This window comes from Saccharothrix ecbatanensis (genome assembly GCF_014205015.1).
Classification (GTDB): Bacteria; Actinomycetota; Actinomycetes; order Mycobacteriales; family Pseudonocardiaceae; genus Actinosynnema; species Actinosynnema ecbatanense.
Window position 1 is genome coordinate 7,866,553 of the sequence record NZ_JACHMO010000001.1, and the last position, 25,799, is coordinate 7,892,351.

The window sequence follows — 25,799 nt, forward strand, 5'->3', positions numbered from 1 at the left end:
CGCTAACCCCATCCTAACACGCCGAGCAATCCCCTCTCCGGCCTGTTGAGATCAGTTCGCCCTGGTCAGCGCCGCGTGGGGGGTTGACAAATCACCCGGTCGCATGCAACGGCCGTCGTCGATCTTGCTCCACTGTGGACGTGCGTGGGACCTTCGCGCGACGCGCGCGTGGTGTCCGCGGGCCGGTCCGGGCGGGGTGCGAGCCCGCTGCCGGACCGGTGTGGGGACCGTGGTGGGGCGGGGCGTGGGCATGGCTGTGGGCGCGGTGGGGGAGTGGTGTGGGGCACCGCATGCCGCAGGTCCGAGGGCACCCCGTTAGGCTCCACCACTGGTGGTCGGACCCGCTACTACCGGGGACGACCCGCCTCGTCAGCACACCGGGAAGGATCCGAACAGCCGTGGGTCGCGCACTCCAGAAGTCCCCAGCGTCGCGCCGCCTGGCGGTCGTGGCCGCTCTGGCAACGGGCCTCGGCTTGGCCGCAGCGGGTTGCAGCGCAGGTCAGGTCACCCAGACGGACACCCAGGTGGCCGTCGTCAACGGTGCCGAGGGCCGAGCGGGAAACGTCACCGTCCGTGACGCGCAGCTGCTGTTCCCGGCGGCGCACGGCTCCTACGAGGAGGGCGACGACGCGCCGGTGATGGTCGTCATCGCCAACAACGGCACCACCCCGGACAAGCTGCTGGCCGTGACCAGCGACGCCGCGTCCCAGGGCGAGATCACCGGCGACTCGGTGCTGGAGGCCTCGTCGGCGATCCTCGGTGAGGCGGACGAGCACGACGCGGGCAACCACGCGACCACGACGACGGGCAAGCCGTCGGCGTCCGGTTCGCCGTCCGCGACCACCACGCCGTCCGTGCCCGGTTCGGTCTCCGGTTCCGTCTCGGGCTCAGCTACCCCGACGACGACCACGGGCTCGGCCGCGTCCGGCACGAGCTCGGCGTCGCCGTCCTCGGAGCACCACGGCACTTCCATCTCGCAGCCGCCGACGTCGTCGACGAAGCTGCCGTCGTCGGTGGACCCGTCCGAGCCGGGCGTGGTGAAGATCGTGCTGAAGGGCCTGAAGAAGAAGCTGCGGCCGGGCGAGACGATCCGGGTGACGTTCCTGTTCCAGAACGCCGGCGAGGTCACGCTGGACTTGCCGATCGGCGCCACCTCGGAACCGCGCCAGGACGCGCCCGCCGAGCACTGATCCACACCGGGCACCGACGGGCCGCACCGCGCGGAACACCGTCGGCCAAGCCCGACACGAACGCTTCGCAGGGGTCCCCGCCAAGGGGACCCCTGCTTTGATTTTGCCAGGTGGGACCGACAATTCGGCCGCAGCGGCGGTGGTCTGTGGACAACCTCGCGGGACCGCGCGGACGGACGGGCCGGGGTGGTCGGGGCCGGGCTGGTCGGGACCGGGCTGGTCGGGACCGGGCGATCTTCGCGCCGGGTTGTCGGGGGTGGCGGATAGCCTGCGGGGCGTGGCGAAGACAGCACGGGTGGCCAGGCCGACGTACCGCTGCGCCGAGTGCGGGCACGAGGTGGGCAAGTGGGTCGGGCGGTGCCCGGAGTGCCAGGCCTGGGGCACCGTGGAGGAGCGGGGGGTGTCGGCCGCGCCCCGCTTCCTCGCGGGCACGCCGAGCAGTGAGGCCCGGCCGATCGCCCAGGTCGACGTGGAGTCCGCGCGGGCCGTTTCCACCGGCGTGGGGGAGTTGGACCGGGTGCTCGGTGGCGGCCTCGTGCCCGGCGCCGTCGTCCTGCTGGCGGGCGAGCCCGGCGTGGGCAAGTCGACCTTGCTGCTGGAGGTCGCGCACCAGTGGGCGTCCTCGGTCGGCCGCTGCCTCTACGTCACCGGTGAGGAGTCGGCGGGGCAGGTCCGGCTCCGCGCGGACCGGACCGGCAACCTGCACGACGAGATCTTCCTGGCCGCCGAGAGCGACATCTCCGCCGTCCTCGGCCAGGTCGACGCGGTCAAGCCCAGCATGCTGATCGTGGATTCCATCCAGACCATGTCCTCACCGGTCGTCGACGGCGTCCCGGGCGGCGTCAGCCAGGTCCGCGCCGTCACGTCCGGCCTGATCGCGGTCGCCAAGGAACGCGGGCTGCCGGTCGTCCTGGTCGGCCACGTGACCAAGGACGGCTCGGTCGCCGGCCCGCGCGTCCTGGAGCACCTGGTGGACGTCGTCCTCCAGTTCGAGGGCGACCGGCACTCCAGCCTCCGCCTCCTGCGCGGCGTGAAGAACCGGTTCGGGCCGGCCGACGAGGTCGGCTGCTTCGAGTTGCGCGACGACGGCATCGCGGGCGTCCCCGACCCGTCCGGCCTGTTCCTGCACCGCCGCGACCAGGCGGTGTCCGGCACGGCCGTCACCGTCGTCGTGGAGGGCAAGCGGCCGATGTTGGGCGAGGTGCAGGCGTTGGTCACGCCCACCGCCCTGCCCGCCCCACGCCGCGCGGTGAGCGGGCTCGACTCGGCCCGGCTGGCGATGGTGCTCGCGGTGCTGGAGAAGCGCGGCAAGGTCCCGTTGGGCAACAAGGACATCTTCACCGCCACCGTCGGCGGGATGCGGCTCACCGAGCCCGCGGTGGACCTGGCGGTGGCGTTGGCGGTCGCCTCGGCCGCCACGGACCTGCCGTTGCCGCACGACCTCGTCGTCGTCGGCGAGGTCGGCCTGTCCGGTGAACTCCGCCGGGTCAGCGGCGTCGGCCGACGCCTCACCGAGGCCGCCCGGCTCGGCTACACCAAGGCACTGGTCCCGCCCGACGCCGGCCCGCTGCCCCCGGAGACGCGGGCGCTCGTCGCGCAGGACCTGCTGGAGGCGCTGCAACTGCTCAAGCTGATCAATTGACAACCTCCCCTCCCTGAACGGGGCGGGGATTTCCCGTCGGGCTCGCGCCCGGCAGTTCCTGCTTCTTCTCCCCGGGAAGGGAGGTTTCGTCGGATGCCTCGCCGACTAGCGTCGGGTCGGTCTTACCCCGGCTCCACAGGCTGTGACCGCCCGCCCGGCGGCCAGGATGTTGCGCGCGGCGTTCACGTCGCGATCGTGCGAAACCCCACAACCGGGGCAGGTCCACTCCCGCACCCCCAGCGGCAGCGTGTCCATCAGGTGCCCGCAGTCCGAGCAGGTCTTTGAGCTGGGCAGCCACCGGTCGACCACGACCAGGTCACGGCCGTACCAGTCGCACTTGTACTCCAGCATCGACCGCAGATCCGACCACGACGCGTCGGAGATCGCATGGGCCAACGACCGGTTGCGCAGCATGTTGCGGACCGCCAGATCCTCGATCACGACCAGTTGGTTCTCCCGGACGAGTCGAGTGGTCAGCTTGTGCAACAAATCCCGGCGGCGGTCGGCGATACGGGCATGGACACGAGCCACCCGCAGCCGGGCCTTCGCCCGGTTCGCAGAACCCTGCACCCTCGGGCAACGGCCGCGACCACACGATGTCCAACGGCCCGTCCATCTTCGCCAACGTCAGCCGCCCGTCGCGCCAGCGGAACGCCGACCGGGTGTACTCCGCCGACGCCCTGCCCCGCTTGCGGGACTTGAACCGCGGATAGCGGGACCGCTTCTCCCAGAACGCCGCGAACGCCGACTGCAAGTGCCGCAACGACTGCTGCAACGGCACCGACGACACCTCGTTGAGAAACGTCAGCCCTTCGGTCTTCTTCCACTCCGTCAGCAGCGCCGACGTCTGCACGTAATTCACCCGACGGTGCTCGCCGTACCACGCCCGCGTGCGGGCCTCCAACGCCCGGTTGTACACCACCCGCACACGCCCGAACGTACGCAGCAACTCCACTTCCTGCGCCGCGGACGGCGAGAAGCGGTACCGGAACGCCCGCTTCACCACCGACACCGACGACATGCCTCACACATTAACGCCCGGCAAGTGAGCCTCGCCGATGCGGCGAAAGCACCGGTTCCCTCCCCGGCGTGAACGCCGGGGTATTTACCGACAGGAACCCAGATGAGCACTGCGCCCGGTCCCTGAAAGCCAGGAAACCGGGCGCAGCAACACAAAACAACACCTACACGGTGGCTACCGCCGCGACCGACGTCGACGCCAGCAGCTGGGCGCAACGGATCAGGCCCAGGTGGCTGTACGCCTGCGGGTGGTTGCCCAGGGAACGCTCCGCGATCGGGTCGTACTCCTCGGGCAGCAGACCGGTGGGCCCGGCCGCGTCCACCATCTGCGCGAACAGCTCCTCGGCCTCGGTGCGCCGCCCGGTGAGCAGGTAGGCCTCGATCATCCACGCCGCGCACAGGTGGAAGCCGCCCTCGTCGCCCGGCAGGCCGTCGTCACGCCGGTACCGGTACACCGTCGACCCCGACCGCAGCTCGGCCTCGATCGCGGTCACCGTGGCCTGGAACCGGTCGTCCGTCGGGTCGATCAGACCCGACAGCCCGACGTGCAGCGACGCCGCGTCCAGGTCGTCACCGTCGTACGCCGTGGTGAAGGACTGCGCTTCGTCGCTCCACCCGTGCTTCAGCACGTCGTTGGAGATCGTGTCGCGCAGCACCGGCCACGACGGGTCGACGTCCCGCCCGTACGTCTCGGCCAGCCGCACCGCCCGGTCGAGCGTCACCCAGCACATCACCTTCGAGTACACGTGGTGACGCGGAGCGTGGCGCTCCTCCCAGATGCCGTGGTCCGGCTCGTGCCACCGGCGGGCGACCGCCTCGGCCATCGCCTGCACCATCCGCCAGTCCGGGTCGGTCAGCGAACCGCGCGCGGCGGCCAGCTGCACGACCAGGTCGACCACCGGACCGAACACGTCCAGCTGCACCTGCTGGTTCGCCAGGTTGCCGACGCGCACCGGCCGCGACCCGGCGTACCCGGGGAGCGTGTCGATGACGGCCTCGGCGCCCAGCATGGTGCCCTGCAACGTGTACAGCGGGTGCAGCCGCTCCGGGCCGGGCAGGGTCGCCAGGACCCCGTGCACCCACCCCAGGAACGACTCCGCCTCGCCGAGCGACCCGACCGACACCAGGGCCTGCGCGGTCAGCGCCGCGTCGCGCAGCCAGCAGTACCGGTAGTCCCAGTTCCGGATGCCGCCCAGCTCCTCGGGCAGCGAGGTGGTGGCGGCGGCCATGATCGCGCCGGTGTCGTGGTGCACCAGGCCCTTCAACGTCAGCGCCGACCGCAGCACCAGGTCCGACTCGACCCTCGGCAGCTTCAGCGTCGCCGCCCAGTCGGACCAGAAGGCGCCGGCCCGCGCGCGCCGCTCCGGCTCGCCCAGGGTGGCCTCGGACAGGTCGTCCGTGCCGCAGCGCAGCTCCAGCAGGATCGGCGCGCCCTCGCGGGGACGCACCACGGCGGTCGCCGTCTCCTGGATGCCGTCGGACGTGATCTGCCAGTCGACGCCCGGCGAGCGCAGCACCATCGGGTCCGAGGTGCCGACGACCCGCAGGCCGTCGCGCTCGCGCAGCAGCCGCACCGGCACCTGGCCGAACTCCGGCCGCGGCGCGAACGTGATCACCGCGTTGGTCGAGCCGGAGATGCGCCGCACCAGGTCGGTGCGGTGCGAGGCCAGCTCGTGGTCCAGGTAGTCCGTGACGAGCAGCCGCGACCAGCGGGTCTCCACGATCATCGTGCCCGGCACGTACCGCTGGCCCAGGGGCAGCGAGCCGTGCTCCGGCTTGATCGAGAAGTGGCCCGCGGCCGGTCCGCCGAGCAGGTCGGCGAACACCGCCGCCGAGTCCGGCTCCGGGTGGCACAGCCAGTTCAGCCGGGCGTCGGGGGTGAGCAGCGCCACCGAACGCTCGTTGGCCAGCATGGTGAGCCGCTCGATCGGCACGGCCTGGTCGCCGTGCAGCCACGCCCGCCGTTCCTCCAGCAGGAACGCCAGCACGGTGGCCACGTCGACGCTGTCCTCGACGTGGTACTCGGCCAGGGTCTCGCCGTCGCCGACCTTGATGCCGACGTCCGGCCCGCTGAGTCGGGCAAACGCTTTCTCGTCGGTCACGTCGTCACCGACGAATACGGCCGCTGTCGCCGACGCGCGGTGCCGCAGGACGTCCAGGGCGTTGCCCTTGTCCGTCTGCACCACGGCCAGCTCGATCACGGCCTTGCCCTCGGTGACCTGCACGCCGTCCCATGTCGATGGGCCGGTGCGCACGGCCTCCAGAACCCGCTCCCCCACGGCGGATTCCGCACGTCGCACGTGCACCGCGATGCTCGCGGGTTTGACCTCCAGTCCGACGCCTTCGTGGCCGTCGACGATGTCTTCCAGTTCGGTTTCCAGGCGGCGGTGCAGTGATCTCGCGTCCGCGTCCAGCGCGTGCACGAAACCGACGTCGAACTCGGATCCGTGCGAACCCACCAGGTGCACCTCGGACGGCAGCCGCGACAGTGTCGCCAGGTCGCGCAACGCGCGCCCGGAGATCACCGCGGCCGTCGTCTCGTGCAGACCGGCCAGCGAGCGCAACGCGCCCACCGACTCGGGCAGCGGACGGGCGTCCTCTGGGTTGGCCACGATCGGAGCCAATGTCCCGTCGTAGTCGCAGGCGACCAGCAGGCGCGGTGTGCGTGCCAGCTGCACGATCGCACGGCGAAGTTCGGCGGGGAGGGCCTCGGCGGTCAACGCCCCTCCTCAATGCTCGGTGGGACAGGTCGGGAATAACTTCTCTGAACTGATTCAGATCGTGGACTGCGTGCCCAAGGCATCAAGAAACGATCGAGCCCAACGGTCGACGTCGTGCGTGAGGACTTGGCGGCGCAGCGCGCGCATCCTACGGCGGCCTTCGGCGGGATCCAGCGTGAGGGCCGCGTCGAGCGCGTTCTTGACGCCGTCGAGATCGTGTGGATTGACCAGGAACGCGCTCGTGAGTTCGGCCGCCGCGCCGGCGAACTCGGAGAGCACCAGCGCGCCGCCGAGGTCGTAGCGCGTGGCGACGTACTCCTTGCAGACCAGGTTCATCCCGTCGCGCACGGGAGTCACCACCATGACGTCGGCGGCGCTCATGAACGCGGTCAGTTCGCGCCGGTTCACCGATTGGTGCAGGTAGTGCACGACCGGGTGACCCACGGTGGAGAACTCGCCGTTGATCCGGCCGACCGCCTGCTCGATCTCCCCCCGCATCTTCTTGTAGTGCTCGACGCGCTCGCGGCTGGGCGTGGCGAGCTGGACCATGGTGACCTCGCTCGGGTCGATCCGGCCGTCGGCGAGGAGTTCGTGCAGCGCGCGGAGGCGCACGTCGATGCCCTTGGTGTAGTCGAGCCGGTCCACCCCCAGCAAAATCTTCTTCGGATTCCCGAGGTCTTCACGAATTTGCTTCGCGTGCTTCTGCACTTCTTTGTCCCGCGCCAGCGCGTCGAGTCCGGCGGAGTCGATAGAGATCGGGAATGCCCCGACCCGAACGGTGCGGTCGCCGACCTGGACCACGCCGGGACGGGTGCGCACGCCGACCGCGCCGCGGCTCGGTTCCAGGCCGACCAGGCGGCGGGCCAGCCAGAGGAAGTTCTGCGCGCCGCCGGGCCGGTGGAAGCCGACCAGGTCCGCGCCCAGCAGGCCGCGGATGATCTCGGTGCGCCACGGCAGCTGCATGAACAGCTCCACCGGCGGGAACGGGATGTGCAGGAAGAAGCCGATCCGCAGGTCGGGGCGCAGCTCGCGGAGCATCGCCGGGACGAGCTGGAGCTGGTAGTCCTGCACCCACACCGTGGCGCCCTGCGCGGCCACCTTCGCGGTGACGTCGGCGAACCGCTGGTTCACCCGCACGTAGGCGTTCCACCACGTCCGGTGGAAGGCCGGCGGGGCGACGACGTCGTGGTAGAGCGGCCACAGGGTGCCGTTGGAGAAGCCCTCGTAGTAGTCGGCGACCTCGGTGGCGCTCAGCATCACCGGGTGTAGTTGGAGGCCGTCCTCCTCGAACGCGTCCACGTCGGCGTCCGCGATGCCGGGCCAGCCGACCCAGGCGCCTTTGTGCGTGCGGAGGAACGGTTCGAGGGCGGTGACCAGTCCACCGGGGCTGTGCTTCCAGCGCTGCGTCCCGTCTGGCAGGCGCTCCAGGTCAACCGGTAGGCGGTTGGCCACGACCAGGAACTCCGCGCCGTTCTCGCCAATGCTGCTCACCGGGTAGCGCCTCCTAAGGATTCGTCTCGCCCACCGTCGAGGTTAGTGGGAACGCGCAGGCTGGATGCCCTGTCGTCAGACCCGTCACACAGTGTTGACTTGACGAAAGTTCGTCAGGTGGGCCATCTCACGTGGAAAGCACGTGTTCAAGTGTTCACCGTCGGGAGCGGGCCGCCAGCCGACCCAGGCCGGAGCGGACCGGATGCCCCAGATGTTCACCCAGTACGACGCCGGCCGCCAGCGCGAGCGCCGTGGCGGCGGCCAGCACGAGCGTGGACAGGCCGGACGTGTCGCCGTCCGCGGTGAGTTGGTAGAGGCCGCGGTAGGTGGTCCAGCCGGGGAGCAGCGGCACCATGCCGGCCACCGCGAGCAGCAGCGGGGGCGTCCTCAGCCGGCGGCCCACGATCGTGCTGCCGAACCCCACCACGGTGGCCGCTGCGGCGGCTGACGTGACCGTGTTGACGCCGATCAGCGCCAGAAGGCCGTAGGTGGTCGTGCCGACCGCGCCCGCGGCGGCGGCCGTCGGGAGCGCGCGCAGCGGGGCGTAGCCGGCCAGGGCGAAGAAGGCGGACGTCGCCGCGCCCGCCGCGAACTGCATCGGGACCTCGGAGATCAGCGGTGGCAGCGGGTCGGCCATGGTGGTCTCCACGCCGAACTGCAAGCCCGCCCGCAGGGTGAGCGTGATGCCCGCGATGAGACCGGCGGTGAGCAGCGCGACTTCCATCGTCCGGCCGGCGGCGGTGACGTTGTAGCCGGTGATGGCGTCCTGCACGGTGCCGACCAGCGACAGGCCGGACAGCAGCACCACGATGCCGGTGGCGATCAGCAGGGACGGCCGCACGTTCGGCAGCAGGTCCGTCGCGTACATCGCCAACGCCACCGAGGTGGCCAGCGCGCCGCCGACGAGCTGCTGGAAGAAGAACGGCAGCGCGCGCCGGTTGAGCAGCCGCCCGACCCGGTCGATCAGCGCCGTGACGATGGCCGCCGTCACGGCGAGCACCGCGCCGCCGCCGACCAGGAACGCCACCGCGCCCGCCATGCCCGCCCACCCCAGCGTCGCCACCCAGCGCGGGTACGGGTGGTCGGCGAGGCTGATGCGGTCGATCTCGGCGTACGCGTCGAGGGCGGTGATGCCGTCGGAGGTGATCCGCCGGACCAGCCTCTCGACGGCGGCGAGGCGCGTGTAGTCGACGCTGCGGCTGCGGACGACGCGCATGGACGTGACGGGCGCGGCGTCCGTGCCGCGGTGGCAGGCGACGGTGATCGACGTGTAGATCACGTCGACCTCGGTGTGCGGCAGCCCGTACGCGTTCGTCACCGCCAGGATGGTGGTGGTGACGTCGGCCGCGCCGGCCCCGCCAGCCATCTGCGCGTCGCCCACGCGCAGCGCGAGGTCGAGCACGAGGTGGACGGTCGAGTCGTCCGGAAGGGACGGTCCTTCCATGGGTCGTGCCGGCACCGTGTCCTCGTGCCGATTGCGCCACAGCCTCACCCGGCGTCACCTCCCTCTCCACGCACGGACGCCACGCCGACCGTGTCACATTCGGGGCTGTGTCATGCGCCACCCCCGGGAGGGGTACCCGGGACGGGTGATTTGATCACTGTGCGTTCAGCTCTGTTGATATCGCTGGCCAGCGGCTTTAATGGTCCCAAGGACCACCCGGACGGTACCCGCGACCTCCGGACGGCCCAACGGGAGCACACCACGAGCAGGCCGTTCGCCGCAGGTGGCACCCCCTGCGGGCGCTTACGATGTTCCAGGCCTCCGGGCCATGCCGGTGTAGCTCAATTGGCAGAGCACTCGCCTTGTAAGCGAAAGGTTAGGGGTTCAAGTCCCCTCACCGGCTCCAAAGGACCCCCTGACCAGCCGCTACGGCAGGTCGGAGGGTTGAAGTTGATCAAGACGTATCCTTGCACAGCGCTCTGCGCCACGTGATCGCGGCCCACGTCGGCCGTGGGCCGCGATCACGGTGTGGGACTGATGGCGCGGGGCTACTCGCGGTCGACCTGGACCTCGTAGGCGACGCCGCCCTGGTCTTCCTCCTCGAACGACTGCACGACGTGCGTCAGGAACTCGCCCGCCGCCTCGGACGTGAAGGTGAGCTCCGTCTGGAAGCGCTCACCGGGGTAGATCAGCAGTCCGCGCAGCGCCGCGCGTCGCGTGTCGACCTGGACCTGCGTCTCGCCGACCTGCTTCACGCCCTCGCCCTGACCGCCGCCGGCACGCCAGCGCTCGAACAGGCGCGGACCGAGGTCGATCACCACGGTGCCCGGCAACGGCTTCACGCCGGTGATCAGCAGGTCGGACTTGACCTGCCCGCCGGTCGCGTTGCCCAGGGTGAACCAGGACTTGATCGGCGCCAGCACCTTGCCGCGCACGGTCTGGACGTTGCGCCACGCGATGTTGTTGTTGTTCTTCGCGTTGAGCGCCGTGTTCGGGCCCTCGGCGAACGTCATCGGGTCGGTCGCCGACACCCAGCGCGCCAGCAGGCAGAAGTGACCCGGCCCGGGGATGTTGCTCCACGGGATCTTGACCACGGTCACGCCCGCGGGCACCGACACCGACTGCTGGCCGATGTAGACCCAGTCGCCGTTGGTGGCGTTGTTCCACGTCGTCGAACCGCCGGCGGGCGTGCGGTAGAGCTTGAGCGTGCCCAGGCCGGTGCCGCTGCCGTACGGGCCGGGGTTGTGCAGCCGCACGTGGACGTAGTTCGTCGCGCCCACGACCGGCTGGATGCCGGCGCAGTCGGCCAGGGTCGGGCAGACCTTGATGTCGGGGCTCTGCCACACCGAGCCGTTCGGGTTCGGCTCGACGCCGGTGTCCGTCGGCTGGTCGTGCATGAACACGTCGGTCTGCCGGCAGTCCGCGAGGAACTGCTGGATCGCCGTCGCCGTGCCCGCGCCGTTGGCCGACGCCTGCACGAACGCCCCACCGGTCGTGGTGGCGTAGTTCTGCATGATCGGGGTGATCACCGCGCTGTTGCCGGGTGACGTCGGCACGTACACCGCCGAGATCTTGATCCCGTTGGCCAGCGCCTGGTTCGCCCTGGTCGACGCGTTCGCCACGTCCACCGCGGCGTGCACGTCGTCGAAGCCGCCGGGCCGCGCGTCGGTCACCAGCACGACGAACTTCATCGCGTTCGACCGCCACACCCCGTTGAAGGCGGTGTTCTGCGGCCGTCCGACGGCGGACAGGTTGTTCACCACCGTGTTCAACGCCTCGTCGGAGGCTTCCGGCTCGGCGCCGCCGGCACTCGCGGCGAGCGTGTTGGTGATGTAGTTGGTCACCGGCGCCGCGTTGCCCGGCGCGAGGTTGGTGTGGACGGTGATGTTGTCCTTGAACGTGACCAGGCCGAACTGGTAGTCGCCGCCGGACGCGACGACCACGTCGTTGACGATCGAGTTGATGCCGGCCTTCAGGTTGGCGATCGCGCCGCCCATGCTGCCGGTGTCGTCGAGGACGAACGTGACGTCGAGCGGACCGCAGCGGGAAGCCGCCGGGGCGGGCGCCGCGATCGAGGCGGGGGTGAACTGGACGGTGGAGAGAGCCAAAGCGGCGACGGCCAGGACCGCGCCGCGTCTGTGCGAGGTTCGCATTCCGTTGATCTCTTCTCGCTCGTGCTGCCGGGCATCGGGGCCCGGATGCCCGAACAGCGTTGTTCGCGCATGTCAGACGGATGGCGCAACGACGTCCCGAGTACGGTCCGACAAGAGCAATCTGCGGGCCGTCCTTGTCCGGCAAACGGCAGTAGCCCGTGCGACGCTGGGGATGTGGCCTACCAACCGGACGCGTCGCGCTACGACCGGATGACCTACCGCCGCACCGGGCGCAGCGGGCTCAAGCTGCCCGCCGTGTCGCTCGGCCTGTGGCACAACTTCGGTGACGACCGGCCGTACGAGTCGGGCCGGGCGATCGTGCGCCGGGCGTTCGACCTCGGCGTCACGCACTTCGACCTGGCGAACAACTACGGCCCGCCCTACGGCTCGGCGGAGGTCAACTTCGGCCGGATGGTGGCCGACGACCTGCGCCCGCACCGGGACGAGCTGGTGATCTCCACCAAAGCGGGCTACGACATGTGGCCCGGCCCGTACGGCGAGTGGGGCTCCCGCAAGTACCTGCTGTCGTCGCTGGACCAGTCGCTGTCCCGGCTCGGCCTGGACCACGTCGACATCTTCTACTCCCACCGGTTCGACCCGGACACGCCGATGGAGGAGACGGTCGGCGCCCTCGTCAGCGCCGTCCAGCAGGGCAAGGCGCTGTACGTCGGCATCTCGTCCTACTCGGCGACCAAGACCCGTGAGGCGGCCGAATTGCTGCGCACGGCGGGCGTGCCGCTGCTGATCCACCAGCCGTCCTACTCGATGCTCAACCGGTGGATCGAGAACGACCTGCTGGACGCGCTGGGTGAGCTGGGCGTCGGCTGCATCGCGTTCTCGCCGCTGGCCCAGGGCATGCTGACCGACAAGTACCTGAACGGCGTGCCGGAAGGCTCCCGCGCCACGCAGGGCAAGTCGCTGTCCGAGGACCTGCTGAGCGACGCCAACCTGGCGCACGTGCGGGCGTTGGACGGCATCGCGTCGTCACGCGGGCAGTCGTTGGCGCAGCTCGCCTTGACCTGGGCGCTGCGGGACGAGCGCGTCACGTCGGTGCTCATCGGCGCGAGCAGCGTCGAGCAGTTGGACGCCAACGTGGCGGCGCTGGACGGCCCGCCGCTCACCGACGACGAACTGGAGCGGATCGACGAGCACGCGGTCGAGTCGGGCATCGACCTGTGGGCGGAGTCCTCGAACGCCGGCTAGCGCGGCAGGGTCACCGTCACGGTGGTCGAGCCGGGACGGCTGGTCAGCTCGACCGTGCCGCCGTGCGCGACGACCAGCGAGTGCGCCACCGCGAGCCCCAGCCCGCTGCCGCCCCGGTCACGGGTGCGCGAGTCGTCCACCCGGTAGAACCGGTCGAAGACGCGGGTCTGGTCGGCGGCCGGGACGCCCGGACCGGTGTCGGCGACCCGCAGCACCGCCGACCCGGATTCCACCGACACCGACAGGGACACCGACGTGCCGGCCGGCGTGTGCACGGCGGCGTTGGTGAGCAGGTTGTCCACCACCTGCCGCAGCCGCAACGGGTCGAACGCCAGCCGCACCGGCCTGTCCGGCACGGTCAGCGTCAACGGGTGCGACGGGTGGGCCGCGCGGAACGCGTCCGCCGCTTCCCGCGCCAACGCCGCCAGGTCGCCGTCGGCCATCCGCAGCGGCGTCTCCGCCTCCGCCGAGTCCAGCCGGGCGAGCAGCAGCAGGTCGTCCAGCAGCACGCTCATCCGCGCCGCCTCCGACCGCAGCCTCTCCAGGTGCGCCTCGCGTTCCTCCGGCGCGTTCGCCGCCGCGTACCGGAACAGGTCCGCGTAGCCCCGGATGGACGTCAACGGCGTGCGCAGCTCGTGCGACGCGTCCGCGATGAACCGCCGCAACCGCTGCTCGGCGGCGGTGCGGGCGGCCAGCGACGTGTCGATGTGGTCCAGCATCGTGTTGAACGCGCTGCGCAGCTCCTCGACCTCGACGCCGCCGCTGCCACCTTCCGCGCGCACCGGCAGCCGGGCCGAGTCGGTCAGGTCGTGGGACGTGATGTCGTGCGCCGTGCGCGCCATGTCGCTCAATGGCTGGAGCCCGCGCCGCAGCACCGCCCGCCCGATCACCACGAACGCGGTCAACGCGAGCAGGAACGTGATCACCTCGACGATCACCAGCTGCCGCACGGTGGTGGCGATGTCGTTCATGGGCGCTGCCGTGACCAGCACGACGCCGTCCGACACCGGTGACCCGCGAAGCCGGTACGTGCCGTCGCCCTTCAGGTGGTCCGTCCAGTACACCGGCTCCGGCCCGTCGACCTTCAACGCCACGTCGGTCATGTCCTCGCGGTCGGCCGGCTGGTCGTCCGGGTTCCTGGGCACGGCACGGCCGTCACGCACGTCGTAGACCACCGAGTACCAGCCGTACGCGGCGCCTTTGATCGTGCCGGTGGCGGCCAGGTTCTTCTTCACCGAGACCTGGGTGGTCTCCATCTGCGCGTCGAGCCGGCGTTCCAGGAACTCCTGCATCCGCTCCGCCATCACCGTGCCGACGACTGCGAACACCGCCAACGCGAGCGCGCCCAGTCCCAGCGCCAGGCGCGTGCCGAGGCGCAGCCGCCTCACTCCGCCACTCGCCGCAGCACGTACCCCACGCCGCGGATGGTGTGGATGAGCGGCTCGCCGCCGTCGTCCAGCTTGCGCCGCAGGTGCGACACGACCAGTTCCACCACGTTGGACCGGCCGCCGAAGTCGTACTCCCACACGTGGTCGAGGATCTGGGCCTTCGTCAGCACGGCGGGGGACCGGCGCATCAGGTAGCGCAACAGCTCGTACTCGGTGGGCGTGAGGGTGACGATCCGGCCGCCGCGGCGGACCTCGCGGGTGTCCTCGTCCAGCACCAGGTCGGACACCCTCAGCACCGAACGCTTCCACGCCGGCCCGGTGGACCGCCGCAGCACGGCCCGCAGCCGCGCCATCAGCTCCTCCACCGAGAACGGCTTGACCAGGTAGTCGTCACCGCCGCGGGTGAGGCCCGCGACCCGGTCGGCGGTGCCGTCACGGGCGGTCAGGAACACCACCGGCACCATCGCGCCCGCCGACCGCAGCCGGTCCAGCACGGTGAAGCCGTCCACGTCCGGCAGCATCAGGTCGAGCACCACGATGTCCGGGAGGAAGTCGGCCGCGGCCTTCAGCGCAGCCTCGCCACTGCCCGCCGTCACCGCCTGCCACCCCTCGTAACGTGCGACCGTCGCGACCAGGTCCGCGATGTGCGGCTCGTCGTCCACCACGAGCAGTCGAACGGAGGTGCCCTTGTCCACCCGCCCATGGTGCGGCACCGCCACCCGCCGAGCGAGGCCATCCGTCCCCGACGGCCCGATCAACAGCCAGTCGACAGGTCCGCGACAGGTGACCGGGCGGTCCGCCGAGCCCGTGGGCTGGTGAAGACAGGCGGCGGGCCGGTCCACTCGCCGAGTGCCACCAAAGTCCGGTAACGCATGGCACGCACCACTTCCCGGAACCTCGGACCGGGCACGTCGGGGAGCAGCGGGACGGCTTCGGACAGCCGGCCCAGGTTGGCCAGGACCGCGCCGCGGTGGGCGAGCAGCTCGTCCTCGTCGATCCACCAAGCCCACGAAGGGGCGGAGGGGTCCTCTTCGAGGGCGGCGCGGGACTGGTCCAACGCACGCAACGCCGGCGTCGCCAAGCGCATCCGCGAGTACGCACGGGCCCGACGCAGCGCGAACATCGCCCGCACCCGCGGCGAACCGGTGGTGGCCGCACCGACGTCGGCCAGGTCGAGCGCTTCGCCGAACCGGCCGACATGGGCGCGTTGCATCGACATGGTCAACAGGGTCAGCGTCTCAAGATCACGGTTGCCCGCCGCCCGCGCCAACGCCAAGGCGGCGACGTTGTGCCGGTGCGCCTCGACCTGCCGCTCCTCCTCGAACAAGATCCAGCCCGCCACCTCCAGGAGCTCCGCCAGTGCGTCAACCGCACCCACCGGCGCATGGCGAACAGCCAGCACGGCCAGATCGCCGACGTCACGCGCACCAGGCTCGCCGTCAAGGTCGATCAACAGCCGCGTCACCGCACGGACGCCCGCCGGCACCAGCCACCCCCAAACCCCGCCGTTCCCGCACCTCACTGGGCCGAACAGGTGGGCCACCTGTGACCACTCACACGCGCTCTGCTACCGTTCCGCCCACGGGTTTCCCGCTCCACGGCAGGTCAGCCTGGTTCCGCGCTCGGGGCGTGTCCCACCGCAGACCACGTGGAGAGCCGGCCTCGGTCGCACGCATTCGGGAACGTGCGTGCCGAGGCCGGCTTCCCCCGTTCCCACACCGGTCACGAGTACCGGGCGAAGTCGAACTCCTGCCCCATCACCGAACGCCCCAGGTCCGCGCCCAGCTGGGTGAGCAGGTCCACCAGTTCCAGCCCCGCCAGCCAGTCCCGCGGCAACGCCGCCGTGCCGTGCAGCGCGCCCAGCACGTTCCCGGTCAACGCCGCCGTCGCGTCACTGCCGCCCGAGTGGTTGGCCGCCGCACGCAACGCGTCCACGAACTGCGCCCGCTTCGGGTACACCAACACCGTGTGCACGGCGATCGCCAGCGCCTCCGGCCCGGTCCACCCGCTGCCCAGCCGGTCCACCCGCACCGACTCGAAACCCTGCGCCTTGTGCTCGTCGGCGAACACCACGGCCCGGTTCAGCGTGTTCGCCGTGTACGGGTCGTCCCGCAGCACCCGCCCGATGACCTGGTCCACGGCCTCCCGCATCGACCGCCCGCGCACCGCCAGCAGGTGGATGAGCAGCGCGAACGCCCCACCGGACACCCAGCCGCCCGTGCCGCCGTGGGTGAGCGCGGCGAACCGGCACCCCAGGTCGTAGGCGATCTCGGGACTCGGCGCGAACCCGGCCGGCGCCGTCCGCGTCACGCCGTTGCAGCCGGACGACTCGTTGTGCGGCTCCTCCGGCGTAGGCGGCGTCTCCGCTGCGAGAGCCCGCAGGCACGTCAACCCGGGAGACCGACTCGAGTACAGCCGCTCGTCACCCACCAAGCCCACCGCACCGGCCTCGGGCGCGGCCACCTGCTGGGTGACCAGCCACCGCCGGTAGCTCCGCCAGACGACGTCGACCGGATCCCACTCGCCGGTCGTCCGCCCGCGCACCCACGCCCGCAGGTAGCCGTCCGCCGTGAACAGCGTGAGCTGCGTGTCGTCGGTGACCAGGGCGGGACGCGGCGGCTCCAGCACGCCTTCCGGCCCGTGGTCGCGCTGGATGTCGGCCCACCCCAGGTACTGGATGGGCGCGCCGAGGGCGTCACCGAGGGCGCCGCCCAACAGGCAGGCCGCGCCACGGTCGACCACGTTCATCGGCTCGCGCGGCACTGGTCCTCCTGCACTCGCCCAGGGACTGTCCCGGGGCCAAAACCCTAGCCGTCGCGGGCCCGTCCGGTCCGGGAGGCACGACTAGTTGACCAAGCAATATCTACTCACAGGTATCCAAGGGCGTTCCCGGCGCACCTGATCCTGTGACCGAGCCGCGCACGAGCCGGGGGAGGGGCATGGCTGACCGGAGCAGGAGCGGGCTGGAGTTCGGCGTGCTCGGACCGTTGCAGGTGCTCGCCGACGGCCGGCAGCTCGTGATCGGCCGCAAGGGGATGCGCGGACTGCTCGCGATGCTGGTGCTGGAGGCCAACCGGGTGGTCCCGATCGACGAGATCGTGGACAGCCTGTGGGCCGACGAGCCACCGGCCACGGCGAGGACGATCGTGCACGGCTACGTGTCCCGCCTGCGCCGGATGCTGGAGGCGGCCGACCCCGCCGCCTCGGCGCGGATCCTCACCACCCCGCCCGGGTACCAGCTGTCGGTGGACCCGTGGCGGCTCGACTTCCACCGGGCCCGGCAGCTCGTGTCGAGCGCGCGCGGCAAGCCGGCGCCGATCCGGGCGCAGCTGCTGCGCGAATCGCTCGGCCTGTGGCGCGGCCAGGTGCTCACGGACGTGCCCGGCGACCCCGTCACCAAGGACCTGGAAGAACTCCGGCTCGCGGCGGTCGAGGAGCGCATCGAGGCCGAGCTGGAACTAGGCCGGCACCTGGAACTGGTCGGCGAGCTGCGCCAACTGGTGACCGAGTACCCGTTCCGCGAACGCCTCGTCGGCCACATGATGCGCGCCCTCTACCACTCGGGCCAGCGCGCCGACGCCCTCGAGGCCTACCAGCGCTTCCACCGCCGCGTCGTGGACGAACTCGGCATCGACCCCGGTCCCGGCCTGCGCCTGCTGCACGAACAGGTGCTGCGCGACGACCCGGCGCTGAGCTCACCGGTGACGGAGTCCGCCCCGGTGCCCCCGCGCCCCGGCATCGTCGTGCCCGCCCAACTGCCCGCCGCCGCGAGCGGGTTCATCGGCCGTGACGAGGAACTGGCCTGGCTGGACCGGCTGTGCGACGTGCGCGACCTGACCGCCACCACCATCGCGGTCGTCAACGGCCCGCCGGGGATCGGCAAGAGCGAGCTGGCCGTCACCTGGGGACACCGACGGGCCGAGCAGTTCCCCGACGGTCTCCTGTTCGCCTCCCTGAACGGCTTCGCCCCGGACCGCGAGCAGGTGGAACCCGCCGAGGTGCTGGCCCGGTTCCTGCTGGCACTGGGCGTGCCCGCGGACGGCCTGCCGCACGGCCTGGACGACCGCGTCGGCCTCTACCGGTCCGTCCTGGCCAAGCGCCGGGTGCTGGTCATCCTGGACGACGCCTGGGACCCCGAGCACATCCGACTGCTGCTACCCCCGGGAGCGGGCTCGGTGGTCCTCGTGACCAGCCGCCGTCGCCTCGAGTCCCTGGTCGTCCGCAACGGCGCGCGCATGCTCACCCTCGACACCCTCTCCGAAGAGGAGTCCGTCCGACTGGTGGACGAGGTCGTCGGCAAGCCGCTGTCCGATCAGGAGCCCGTGGCGATCCGGATGCTGGTGGAACTCTGCGGCAACCTGCCCCTGGCGCTGCGCATAGCCGCCGCCAAGCTCGTCTTCAGTCCGGAATGGACAGTTGAAGACCTGGTGGCGCAGCTGTCCGACGACGACGCCCGACTCCGCACCCTGGACCTGGCCGATAGCGGCGTAGGGGTGGGCCGCGCCTTGGCCGTCTCGTACCGCAACCTGCCACCGGAACTGGCCGAGACCTTTCGCGCCGCCGGGCTGGTCCCCGGCAGGTGGGTGAGCCCACACGCGATAGCCGCCGTGTGCGTCATCGACCTCGGCACGGCGGCGGCCCGACTCGCAGACCTGGCCGACGCCCACCTCGTGGTCGAGCAGTGGCGCGGCGGCTTCGTCCTCCACGACCTCGTCCGCCTGTACGCCAGGGAACTGGTCGAAGACCGCGAGCACGGCGCGCTACGTCGCCTGATGACCCACTACCTCGCCGCCTGCGACCACGCGCGACGCCTCATCCGACCGGTCTCCGACGGCCTGGACTTCACCGACTCCACCACCGTCCCCAGACCGGCGACCTCGGCGCAGGCCCTGTCCTGGTTCGACAAGGAATGGCCGAACCTCATCGCCCTCGTGCACGCGGGTGCCGAAGCCGGTCTGCACGACCAGGTCTGGCAACTGGTGCGACTCGTGCACACGTACTGCGTGACCAGACTCGTCTTCCGCGAGTGGCACGGCATAGCCGAATTCGGTCTAGCTTCAGCACGGATAACCCGCAACCGACGCGGCGAACTCCTCGTGCTTCACGCAATGCACGACATCAACAACCGCGCCGGCGCTTTACACGGCACCCTCGAACACGCCGAAGCGGCACACCGAATAGCCGTAGAACTGGGCGACCCGCGCTACCTGGTCATGACGTTGGACCAGCTGGCGCTGGCCCTGATGGCCGACGGCCGTGCGGAGGAAGCCCTGGTGCGCCACCGGGAAGCCGTCGACCTGGCCCGTCGGGACGGTGACGCGCTCCACGAGGCCACAGTGCTCAACAACCTGGCCCAAGTGGAGCAACGTCTCGGGCAGCGCGAAGCGGCAGCCCGCCACCAGTTCCTCGCAATGGAGATCTACCACCGCAACGGCGACGAGCGCGCGTACGTGGTGGCGGTGAACAACCTGGCGGAGCTGTACGCCGAGCTGGGCCTGTTACCGGAGGCGGAGGAGCACGCCCGGCAGGGGGTCGAGTTGGCGCGCGGCGGGTCCATGCAGTTCGAGGAGGCGTTCGGTCGGAAGGTGCTCGGCACTGTGCTGGCCAAACGGGGAGAACGCGTTGCGGCGCAAGCGGAGCTCGCGGAATCGCTTCGGCTGTTCGAACGCCTCGGCTCCACCAGGTCGATGTTGGTCCGAACGGCGCTTGAAGCCTTGACCTCCGAGGTTTAGCCGCTGTTTAGCACCACGGCGTGAAGTCATGGGATTTTGGACTTGCGCTGATCAGCAGTAGCGGTCAGTGCTGGGTGGCGCTTGGCAGGGGGAGCCAGGGGGGAAGCCACCCAACCCAGCTGGGCCGGCGTTCGGGGGAGAGCGCCGGCCCAGTTCGGGATAACACCCCATTACCGCCGCCACGGCCTCACCCCGCCACGGCCCCACCCCGCCTCTACGCCGTTCCACCTCCGCCGACCGCACCACAGCGGATCCGCAACTACCGCACGAGGCTCGATTTGACACGGGTTCGGGTGCCATAGGCTGGTCGAAGCCGGGCAGGCTTGGCGGACGCTCTTCCCGCCATGCCTGCCCGGCTTTGGCCTGTCTGGGGTGCCCGTAAGGGCCCCGTGTCAAATCGAGCCGGACCCGCTCCGGGCGAATCACCCACCCACTCACCCCGCCACTAACCCACCAAACTCACTCAGCACAAACAGGCAGCAACTCCGGCCGCTTGGGCACGACCCCGTCACCCATCGACTCCCCACGCAACTGCCGGGCGATCCACGGCATCACGTGCTCCCGCGCCCACTTCAGGTCATGCCGCCGTTGAGTCATCCAGTCCTCGTCCATCAACGGGGGCCAGGGCGTGTTCCACTCCTCGTCCGACTGGAACCCCAACACCTCGGCCACCCGCAACGCCACCCGCCGGTGCCCCTCGGGCGACAGGTGCAGCCTGTCCGCGCTCCACGCGCGCCGGTCGTGCAGCACGGTCATCGACCACAGGTCGACCACCTTGCAGTGGTAACGCTCGGCCACCGACCACAGGTGGCTGTTGTAGATCGCGATCTTCCCGCGCAGCGACCGCAGGAACGGCGTGTGCTTCGGGTCGAAACCGGTGAAGATCAGCACTTCCGCGCCCGCCGCGCGCAGGTCGGCCACCGCGATCTCGTACACCTCGGCCACCGCGTCCGCGTCGCTGCCCGGCACCAGGATGTCGTTGCCGCCGCCACACAGCGTGACCAGGCGTGGCTTCAGCGACACCGCCAGCGGGATCTGCTCGTCCACGATCTCCTGGAGCATCTTGCCCCGGACCGCCAGGTTCGCGTACCGGAAACCCTGCTGCCGGGTCGAGATCATCCCGGCCAGTCGGTCGGCCCACCCCAGGTAGGTGCCGTTCGGCGCAGGGTCGTCCATACCCTCGGTGAAGCTGTCCCCCAACGCTACGAAGCTGTCCAATCCGTCCACAGACCCTCCCTCCGCGCACGGCACCCCCATGACCGCGCACGACAGCATGCAACGCGATGCCGGCCCTACGCCACCGTCGGTTGGCAAGGCCGTTACCAAGGTGTCACTCCGGGTGTGAGCACGCATCGGAATTTCCAGCTCGCCGAAACCCAGTGCGGCAGGAATCACGCCAGGCGCAGATCAACTAGGCGCAGATCAACCGCCCGCAGATCAACCCGGAAATGGGCCGGTGCGCAGGAGGGGCCGCCGCCATGGTTCACCTCCCGCGCACCGGTGTCTCAAAGACCGGCCGCCCTCGAACGACCGATCAAGTTCAACCGGCGGCAGCCTCCACAGCCATCCCATAAGCCGCCCGCAACCGAGCCTCAGCCCGCCCCGAGCCCCCGCCCGACGCCCCGCCCGACGCCCCCACCGCATCCGACGCCCCCACCGCCCCCACCGCCCCCACCGCGTCCAACCCCAACAACGCCGCCCCCACCACCGGCGGCACGTCCACCACCCGCACCCGAACCCGAGGAGCGAACACCCGCAACCCCACCCCCACCGCCTCCGAAACCACCCCACCGGTCCCGGTGACGACCCCACCCCCGAGCACCACGTCCACCGCCTCCCCAAGCAGCCCCAACCGCGTCAACGACACCCGGGCGAGCACCACGATCTCCTCCACGAGCCGGTCCACCACCGCCCGCGCCACCGCGTCACCCCCGGCCGCCACCTCGAACAGCACCCGGCACAACGCGTGCGGATCGAAGACGGCCTCCCCGAAGTGCAGCCGCTCCACCACCTCCGCCAACGTCCCCACCCCAAGCACCGGCCCGTAGTGCGCGTAGTGCGCGATCACGGCGTCCATAAGCGCAGTCGGCTCACCCCGCCCGTCCTCCGCCCGCACCGCCAGCCACAACGCCTCCGACCCGAGGTGCTCGCCCCCACCCCAGTCACCCGAGATCCGCCCCACCGCCGGGAACCGGTGCGTCCGCCCGTCCGGCGCCACCCCGACGCAGTTGATGCCCGCCCCGCACACCACCGCCACTCCGACGCCGTCCGCCGTCCCCGCGCGCAGCAACGCGAACGTGTCGTTCCCGACCACGGTCGTCCCGGACCACCCCCGTGCCGAGATGGCGTCCCGCAGCGCTTCCTCCTCCCGAGGAAAGTCCGCGCCCGCCAGGTACGCGGCCGTGTGCACCGCGATCGGCTCGTCGTCCGGAAGCCCGGCCAGGCGCGCAGCCTCCCGCGCCATCCCCTCGAACACCTCCACACTCCGCTGGAGCCCCACCCCCTGCGGCGACGCGCCAGGCCCGAGCACCCTCGCGAGCACCTGTCCTTCCACGTCGACCAGGGCCATGTCCGTCTTGCTGTTCCCGCCATCGATGGCGAGCACCCGCTCCATCACGCCGTCCCCTGAACCCACGGCAGGAAGTCCGCGTTACGCGCCACGAGTTCGTCCGCCAACCTCTCGGCCACCGAGAACTGCCCGATCAACGGATGCGCGAGCAACGCGTCCGCCACCCGATCACGCCCCCCGCGCAACGCCGCGTCCAACGCCAGGTGCTCATAGCTCGCCACGTGCGAGATCAGCCCCGACACCGAAGCCGGCACCGGCGGCACCTCCACCGGCACCGCCCCCCGCTCGCTCACCACAGCAGGCACCTCGACCACCGCGTCATCCGGCAGGAACGGCAACGCCCCGTCATTCCGCACGTTCACCACGTGCTGCTCAGCCGCACCCGCACCCGCACCCGCACCCGCAGCGGCAGCCGCACCCCCAACCCCCACCCCACCGGTCAACGAGTGCACCAACTGCACCGCCGCCTCCGAGTAGTAAGCCCCACCCCGCTGCCCCAACAACTCAGGCTTGGCGACAACCGACACATCCCCGTACAGATCGAGCAGCTCCTTCTCCACCCCCGCCACCACCTCGGCACGCGGCGGCGACGTCCGCTGCTCCCGCACCACCTCGTCGTGCTCGTAGAAGTACTTGAGGTAGTACGACGGCACCATGCCCAGCCGCCGCATCAACGACGCGGGCAGCCCGATGTGCTCGCCCACCGCGTCACCGTGCCGTTCCAGCAGCTCGGGCAGCCGGTCGACCCCGTCCACGAACACCGCGGTCTCCCACGTCAAGTGATTCAGCCCGACGTGCTCCAACCGCACGCTCTCCGGCGCGACCCCCAACAACGACGACGTCCAGCGCCGAAACGCGATCGCCACGTTGCACAGCCCGACCACCCGGTGCCCGGCCTGCGACAACGCCCGCGTCACGATCCCGACCGGGTTGGTGAAGTTCACGATCCACGCGTCGCCGGCCACCGCGCGCACCCGTTCGGCGATGTCCAGCACCACCGGCACCGTCCGCAGCGCCTTGGCCAACCCGCCCGCCCCGGTCGTCTCCTGCCCGACGCACCCGCACACCAGCGGAAACGTCTCGTCCGACGCCCGAGCGGTCTGCCCACCCACCCTGAGCTGCAACAACACGGCTGAAGCCCCTTCGGCCCCCCGCTCCAGATCCGCGGTGGTGGTGACCCGCGCAGGATGCCCGGCGTGCGCGAGCAGCCGCCGCGAGAACGCCCCCACCACCTCCAACCGGGACGCGTCCGGGTCGACCAGCGCGATCTCGTCCACCACGAGCCCCGCCCGCCGCCCGTCGACCCCGGCCATCCCGGCGATCCCGTCGATCAACTCCGGCGTATAGGTGGACCCGCCACCGACAACGGTCAGCTTCACCCTTGGACCCCCGTGAATGCCTTCACCCTTTGACCCCCGTGAATGTGATGCCCCGGACGAACGAGCGCTGCGCGAACACGAACAGCACCACCGCCGGGACCATGATCAGCAACGTGACCGCCATCGCCAGGTTCCACTGCACGTGGTGCATGCCCTTGAACGACGCCAGCGCCAGCGACAACGTCCACTGGTCCGGCTTCTCGCTCGTGTACAGCAGCGGGCCGAAGTAGTCGTTCCACGTGTAGAGGAAGCAGAACAACGCGGTCGCCGCGATACCCGGCCGCGCCATCGGCACCACGATCCGCGTCAACGCCTGGAACTCCGTGCACCCGTCCACCCGCGCCGCGTCCACATAGGACTGCGGGATGGTCAGGATGAACTGGCGCAAAAGGAAGATGCTGAACGCGTCGAACAGGAAGTACGGCACGATCAACGGCCACAGCGTCCCGGTGAGCCCCATGCTCGACCACGTGTCGTACAGCGGCACCGCGACCACCTGCGGCGGCAGCATCATCGCGCCGACCACCAGCAGGAACACCACGTTCCGCCCACGCCACCGCAGCTTCGCCAAGGCGTACGCCGCCGGAATCGACGACAGCAACATCCCCACCGTGGCCAACCCCGAATACAACAGGCTGTTACCCAGGTACCGCACCAATGGCGCCTGCTCGAACACCTCCAGGAAGTTCCCCCAGTGCCACTCCCGGGGCCACAGATCCTTGGTGAACGCCTGCGAGTCCGACATCACCGCCGTCAGGAAGACGAACACGATCGGCAACGCGAACATCAACCCCAACGCCAGCCCAAGACTGTGCACCGCAACCCAGTCGAGCGTCCCCTTCCATCCCCGCGCCCGCCAACCACGCGCCCGCGCAACCCCGATCACGCGCCATCCTCCTGATGCGAGGCCCGACGGATCCGTTGCACCAGCACAACAGTCGCAGCGAACGAAACGACGAACAACACGGTGGCCATAGCCGCCGCATACCCCATGTCGAAATACCGGAACCCCTGCGTATAAAGCCACACGGGAAACGTCAACGTGGAGTTCTCCGGAAACCCGAGCACCTTGGTCGACCCGGTCACGTCAGCCGACCCACTGGCCGCCGACCCCGCCACCACAGCCTGCGTGAACAGCTGCAACGCCAGGATGATCGAGTTCACCACCCCGAACGTCAGCACCGGCGAGATGGTCGGCAGCGTGACGTGCCACCACCGCCGCACCGGCCCCGCGCCGTCCAATTCGGCCGCCTCGTACTGCTCCTGCGGCACGTCCAGGATCGCCGCCAGCAGAATAATCATCAAATCGCCGGACACCCACAGCATCACCGCCGCGATACCCGGCTTGGCCCACACCGGATCGGCGAACCACAGCGGCCCTTCGATCCCGAACCACCCGAGCAGGGAATCCAGCGGCCCGTCATTCGGTCGCATCACCAAAAAGAACACCAAAGTCGCGGCCACCGGCGGAGCCAACGACGGCAGGTAGCACAAAGTCCGGACCAGACCCACGCCCGACTTCAACCGGGCGATCACCGACGCGACACCCAACGCGAACACCACGCGTGCGACGGTCAGCACCACCACGAACCACAGCGTGTTGTAGACGGCGACGCGGAACAGCTTGTCGGAGAACATGTACGCGTAGTTCTCCCACCCGATCCACTCCGGCGGGTTGATCAGGTCGTACTTGGTGAACGAGAACCCGATCGTCGCCACCAGCGGGTACCCGAAGAACAACGCGAACCCGAGGATCGCCGGGGTCAGGAACGCCAGCACGGTCAGGCGGTGACGGGCGCGCGAGCGGGACCGCCCCTTGGCGGGGGCGGGCCGCACCACGTCCACGCGCTCCAGCGTGGCCGTCATCC

The 25,799-nt window shown here is 70.5% G+C and carries 18 protein-coding genes, 1 tRNA gene and 1 pseudogene; 5 read left to right on the forward strand and 15 right to left on the reverse strand.

The features are described 5' to 3' along the window. Positions 1 to 398: 398 nt before the first annotated feature. Positions 399 to 1,190, forward strand: a complete 792-nt coding sequence (locus F4560_RS34610) for a copper chaperone PCu(A)C domain-containing protein (RefSeq protein ID WP_184927315.1) — start codon at positions 399 to 401, stop codon at positions 1,188 to 1,190. Between the two features lie 277 nt (positions 1,191 to 1,467). Then, complete coding sequence (gene radA, locus F4560_RS34615; protein WP_184927316.1) at positions 1,468 to 2,832, forward strand: DNA repair protein RadA; 1,365 nt, start codon at positions 1,468 to 1,470, stop codon at positions 2,830 to 2,832. Between the two features lie 105 nt (positions 2,833 to 2,937). Here radA and F4560_RS43815 read toward each other — a convergent pair whose 3' ends face one another. From F4560_RS43815 to F4560_RS34635, 5 genes and pseudogenes are all read right to left on the reverse strand, one after another. Next, a complete protein-coding gene (locus F4560_RS43815; protein WP_312869645.1) occupies positions 2,938 to 3,402 on the reverse strand; it encodes an RNA-guided endonuclease TnpB family protein in 465 nt (154 codons plus the stop codon). A 364-nt stretch (positions 3,403 to 3,766) separates the two neighbouring features. Continuing rightward, a pseudogene (locus F4560_RS45090) lies at positions 3,767 to 3,853 on the reverse strand (helix-turn-helix domain-containing protein); the annotation flags it as partial. A gap of 163 nt (positions 3,854 to 4,016) precedes the next feature. Further along, positions 4,017 to 6,572: a trehalose-phosphatase gene (gene otsB / locus F4560_RS34625; protein ID WP_184927317.1), complete on the reverse strand. Its 2,556-nt coding sequence runs from the start codon at positions 6,570 to 6,572 to the stop codon at positions 4,017 to 4,019. Positions 6,573 to 6,626: 54 nt separating this feature from the next. Continuing rightward, the gene (locus F4560_RS34630) at positions 6,627 to 8,063 is read right to left on the reverse strand and encodes an alpha,alpha-trehalose-phosphate synthase (UDP-forming) (RefSeq protein WP_312869646.1); all 1,437 of its coding nucleotides are present in this window, start codon (positions 8,061 to 8,063) and stop codon (positions 6,627 to 6,629) included. 154 nt (positions 8,064 to 8,217) lie between these two features. Next, positions 8,218 to 9,555: a threonine/serine exporter family protein gene (locus F4560_RS34635; RefSeq protein WP_312869647.1), complete on the reverse strand. Its 1,338-nt coding sequence runs from the start codon at positions 9,553 to 9,555 to the stop codon at positions 8,218 to 8,220. Positions 9,556 to 9,837: 282 nt separating this feature from the next. Between F4560_RS34635 and F4560_RS34640 the strand changes: the two genes are divergently transcribed. After that, positions 9,838 to 9,913: transfer RNA gene (locus F4560_RS34640), tRNA-Thr, on the forward strand. Positions 9,914 to 10,055: 142 nt separating this feature from the next. On the opposite strand, the gene F4560_RS34645 is transcribed toward F4560_RS34640, so the two are convergent. After that, positions 10,056 to 11,660, reverse strand: a complete 1,605-nt coding sequence (locus F4560_RS34645; protein WP_184927318.1) for a vWA domain-containing protein — start codon at positions 11,658 to 11,660, stop codon at positions 10,056 to 10,058. A 174-nt stretch (positions 11,661 to 11,834) separates the two neighbouring features. Between F4560_RS34645 and mgrA the strand changes: the two genes are divergently transcribed. Further along, positions 11,835 to 12,863, forward strand: a complete 1,029-nt coding sequence (gene mgrA / locus F4560_RS34650) for an L-glyceraldehyde 3-phosphate reductase (protein WP_312869648.1) — start codon at positions 11,835 to 11,837, stop codon at positions 12,861 to 12,863. On the opposite strand, the gene F4560_RS34655 is transcribed toward mgrA, so the two are convergent. The 4 genes from F4560_RS34655 to F4560_RS34670 form a co-directional block, all read right to left on the reverse strand. Then, positions 12,860 to 14,251, reverse strand: coding sequence for a sensor histidine kinase (locus tag F4560_RS34655; protein ID WP_312869649.1), 1,392 nt, complete (start codon positions 14,249 to 14,251; stop codon positions 12,860 to 12,862). The two genes, mgrA and F4560_RS34655, sit on opposite strands and share 4 nt — an antisense overlap. Then, positions 14,248 to 14,946: a response regulator transcription factor gene (locus F4560_RS34660; RefSeq protein WP_184927320.1), complete on the reverse strand. Its 699-nt coding sequence runs from the start codon at positions 14,944 to 14,946 to the stop codon at positions 14,248 to 14,250. The genes F4560_RS34655 and F4560_RS34660 overlap by 4 nt, the downstream gene beginning before the upstream one ends. A 59-nt stretch (positions 14,947 to 15,005) precedes the next feature. Further along, positions 15,006 to 15,737, reverse strand: coding sequence for an NsdA family TPR-like regulatory protein (locus tag F4560_RS34665; protein ID WP_184927321.1), 732 nt, complete (start codon positions 15,735 to 15,737; stop codon positions 15,006 to 15,008). Positions 15,738 to 15,973: 236 nt separating this feature from the next. Further along, positions 15,974 to 17,014 carry an ADP-ribosylglycohydrolase family protein gene (locus F4560_RS34670; RefSeq protein WP_184927322.1) on the reverse strand — a complete coding sequence of 347 codons (1,041 nt, stop codon included), beginning with the start codon at positions 17,012 to 17,014 and terminating at the stop codon, positions 15,974 to 15,976. Between the two features lie 176 nt (positions 17,015 to 17,190). Between F4560_RS34670 and F4560_RS34675 the strand changes: the two genes are divergently transcribed. Next, entirely contained in the window at positions 17,191 to 19,983 is a 2,793-nt protein-coding gene (locus F4560_RS34675) for an AfsR/SARP family transcriptional regulator (protein ID WP_184927323.1), read from the forward strand. Between the two features lie 459 nt (positions 19,984 to 20,442). On the opposite strand, the gene F4560_RS34680 is transcribed toward F4560_RS34675, so the two are convergent. From F4560_RS34680 to F4560_RS34700, 5 genes are all read right to left on the reverse strand, one after another. Next, positions 20,443 to 21,210: an SGNH/GDSL hydrolase family protein gene (locus F4560_RS34680; protein WP_312869650.1), complete on the reverse strand. Its 768-nt coding sequence runs from the start codon at positions 21,208 to 21,210 to the stop codon at positions 20,443 to 20,445. 313 nt (positions 21,211 to 21,523) lie between these two features. After that, on the reverse strand, positions 21,524 to 22,597 hold the full coding sequence (locus F4560_RS34685) for an N-acetylglucosamine kinase (RefSeq protein WP_184929567.1): 1,074 nt from the start codon (positions 22,595 to 22,597) through the stop codon (positions 21,524 to 21,526). Further along, positions 22,597 to 23,931 carry a 6-phospho-beta-glucosidase gene (locus tag F4560_RS34690; protein ID WP_184927325.1) on the reverse strand — a complete coding sequence of 445 codons (1,335 nt, stop codon included), beginning with the start codon at positions 23,929 to 23,931 and terminating at the stop codon, positions 22,597 to 22,599. The genes F4560_RS34685 and F4560_RS34690 overlap by 1 nt, the downstream gene beginning before the upstream one ends. Before the next feature lie 22 nt (positions 23,932 to 23,953). Further along, the gene (locus F4560_RS34695) at positions 23,954 to 24,817 is read right to left on the reverse strand and encodes a carbohydrate ABC transporter permease (protein WP_184927326.1); all 864 of its coding nucleotides are present in this window, start codon (positions 24,815 to 24,817) and stop codon (positions 23,954 to 23,956) included. Beyond that, entirely contained in the window at positions 24,814 to 25,797 is a 984-nt protein-coding gene (locus F4560_RS34700; RefSeq protein ID WP_184927327.1) for a carbohydrate ABC transporter permease, read from the reverse strand. The genes F4560_RS34695 and F4560_RS34700 overlap by 4 nt, the downstream gene beginning before the upstream one ends. Between the last annotated feature and the right edge of the window lie 2 nt (positions 25,798 to 25,799).

Bases quoted from the DNA above. Each gene is read 5' to 3' on its own strand.
- F4560_RS34685 (WP_184929567.1), bottom strand. From the start codon at position 22,597: ATGGAGCGGGTGCTCGCCATCGATGGCGGGAACAGCAAGACGGACATG.
- F4560_RS34645 (WP_184927318.1), bottom strand. From the start codon at position 11,660: ATGCGAACCTCGCACAGACGCGGCGCGGTCCTGGCCGTCGCCGCTTTG.
- F4560_RS34675 (WP_184927323.1), top strand. From the start codon at position 17,191: ATGGCTGACCGGAGCAGGAGCGGGCTGGAGTTCGGCGTGCTCGGACCG.
- F4560_RS34700 (WP_184927327.1), bottom strand. From the start codon at position 25,797: ATGACGGCCACGCTGGAGCGCGTGGACGTGGTGCGGCCCGCCCCCGCC.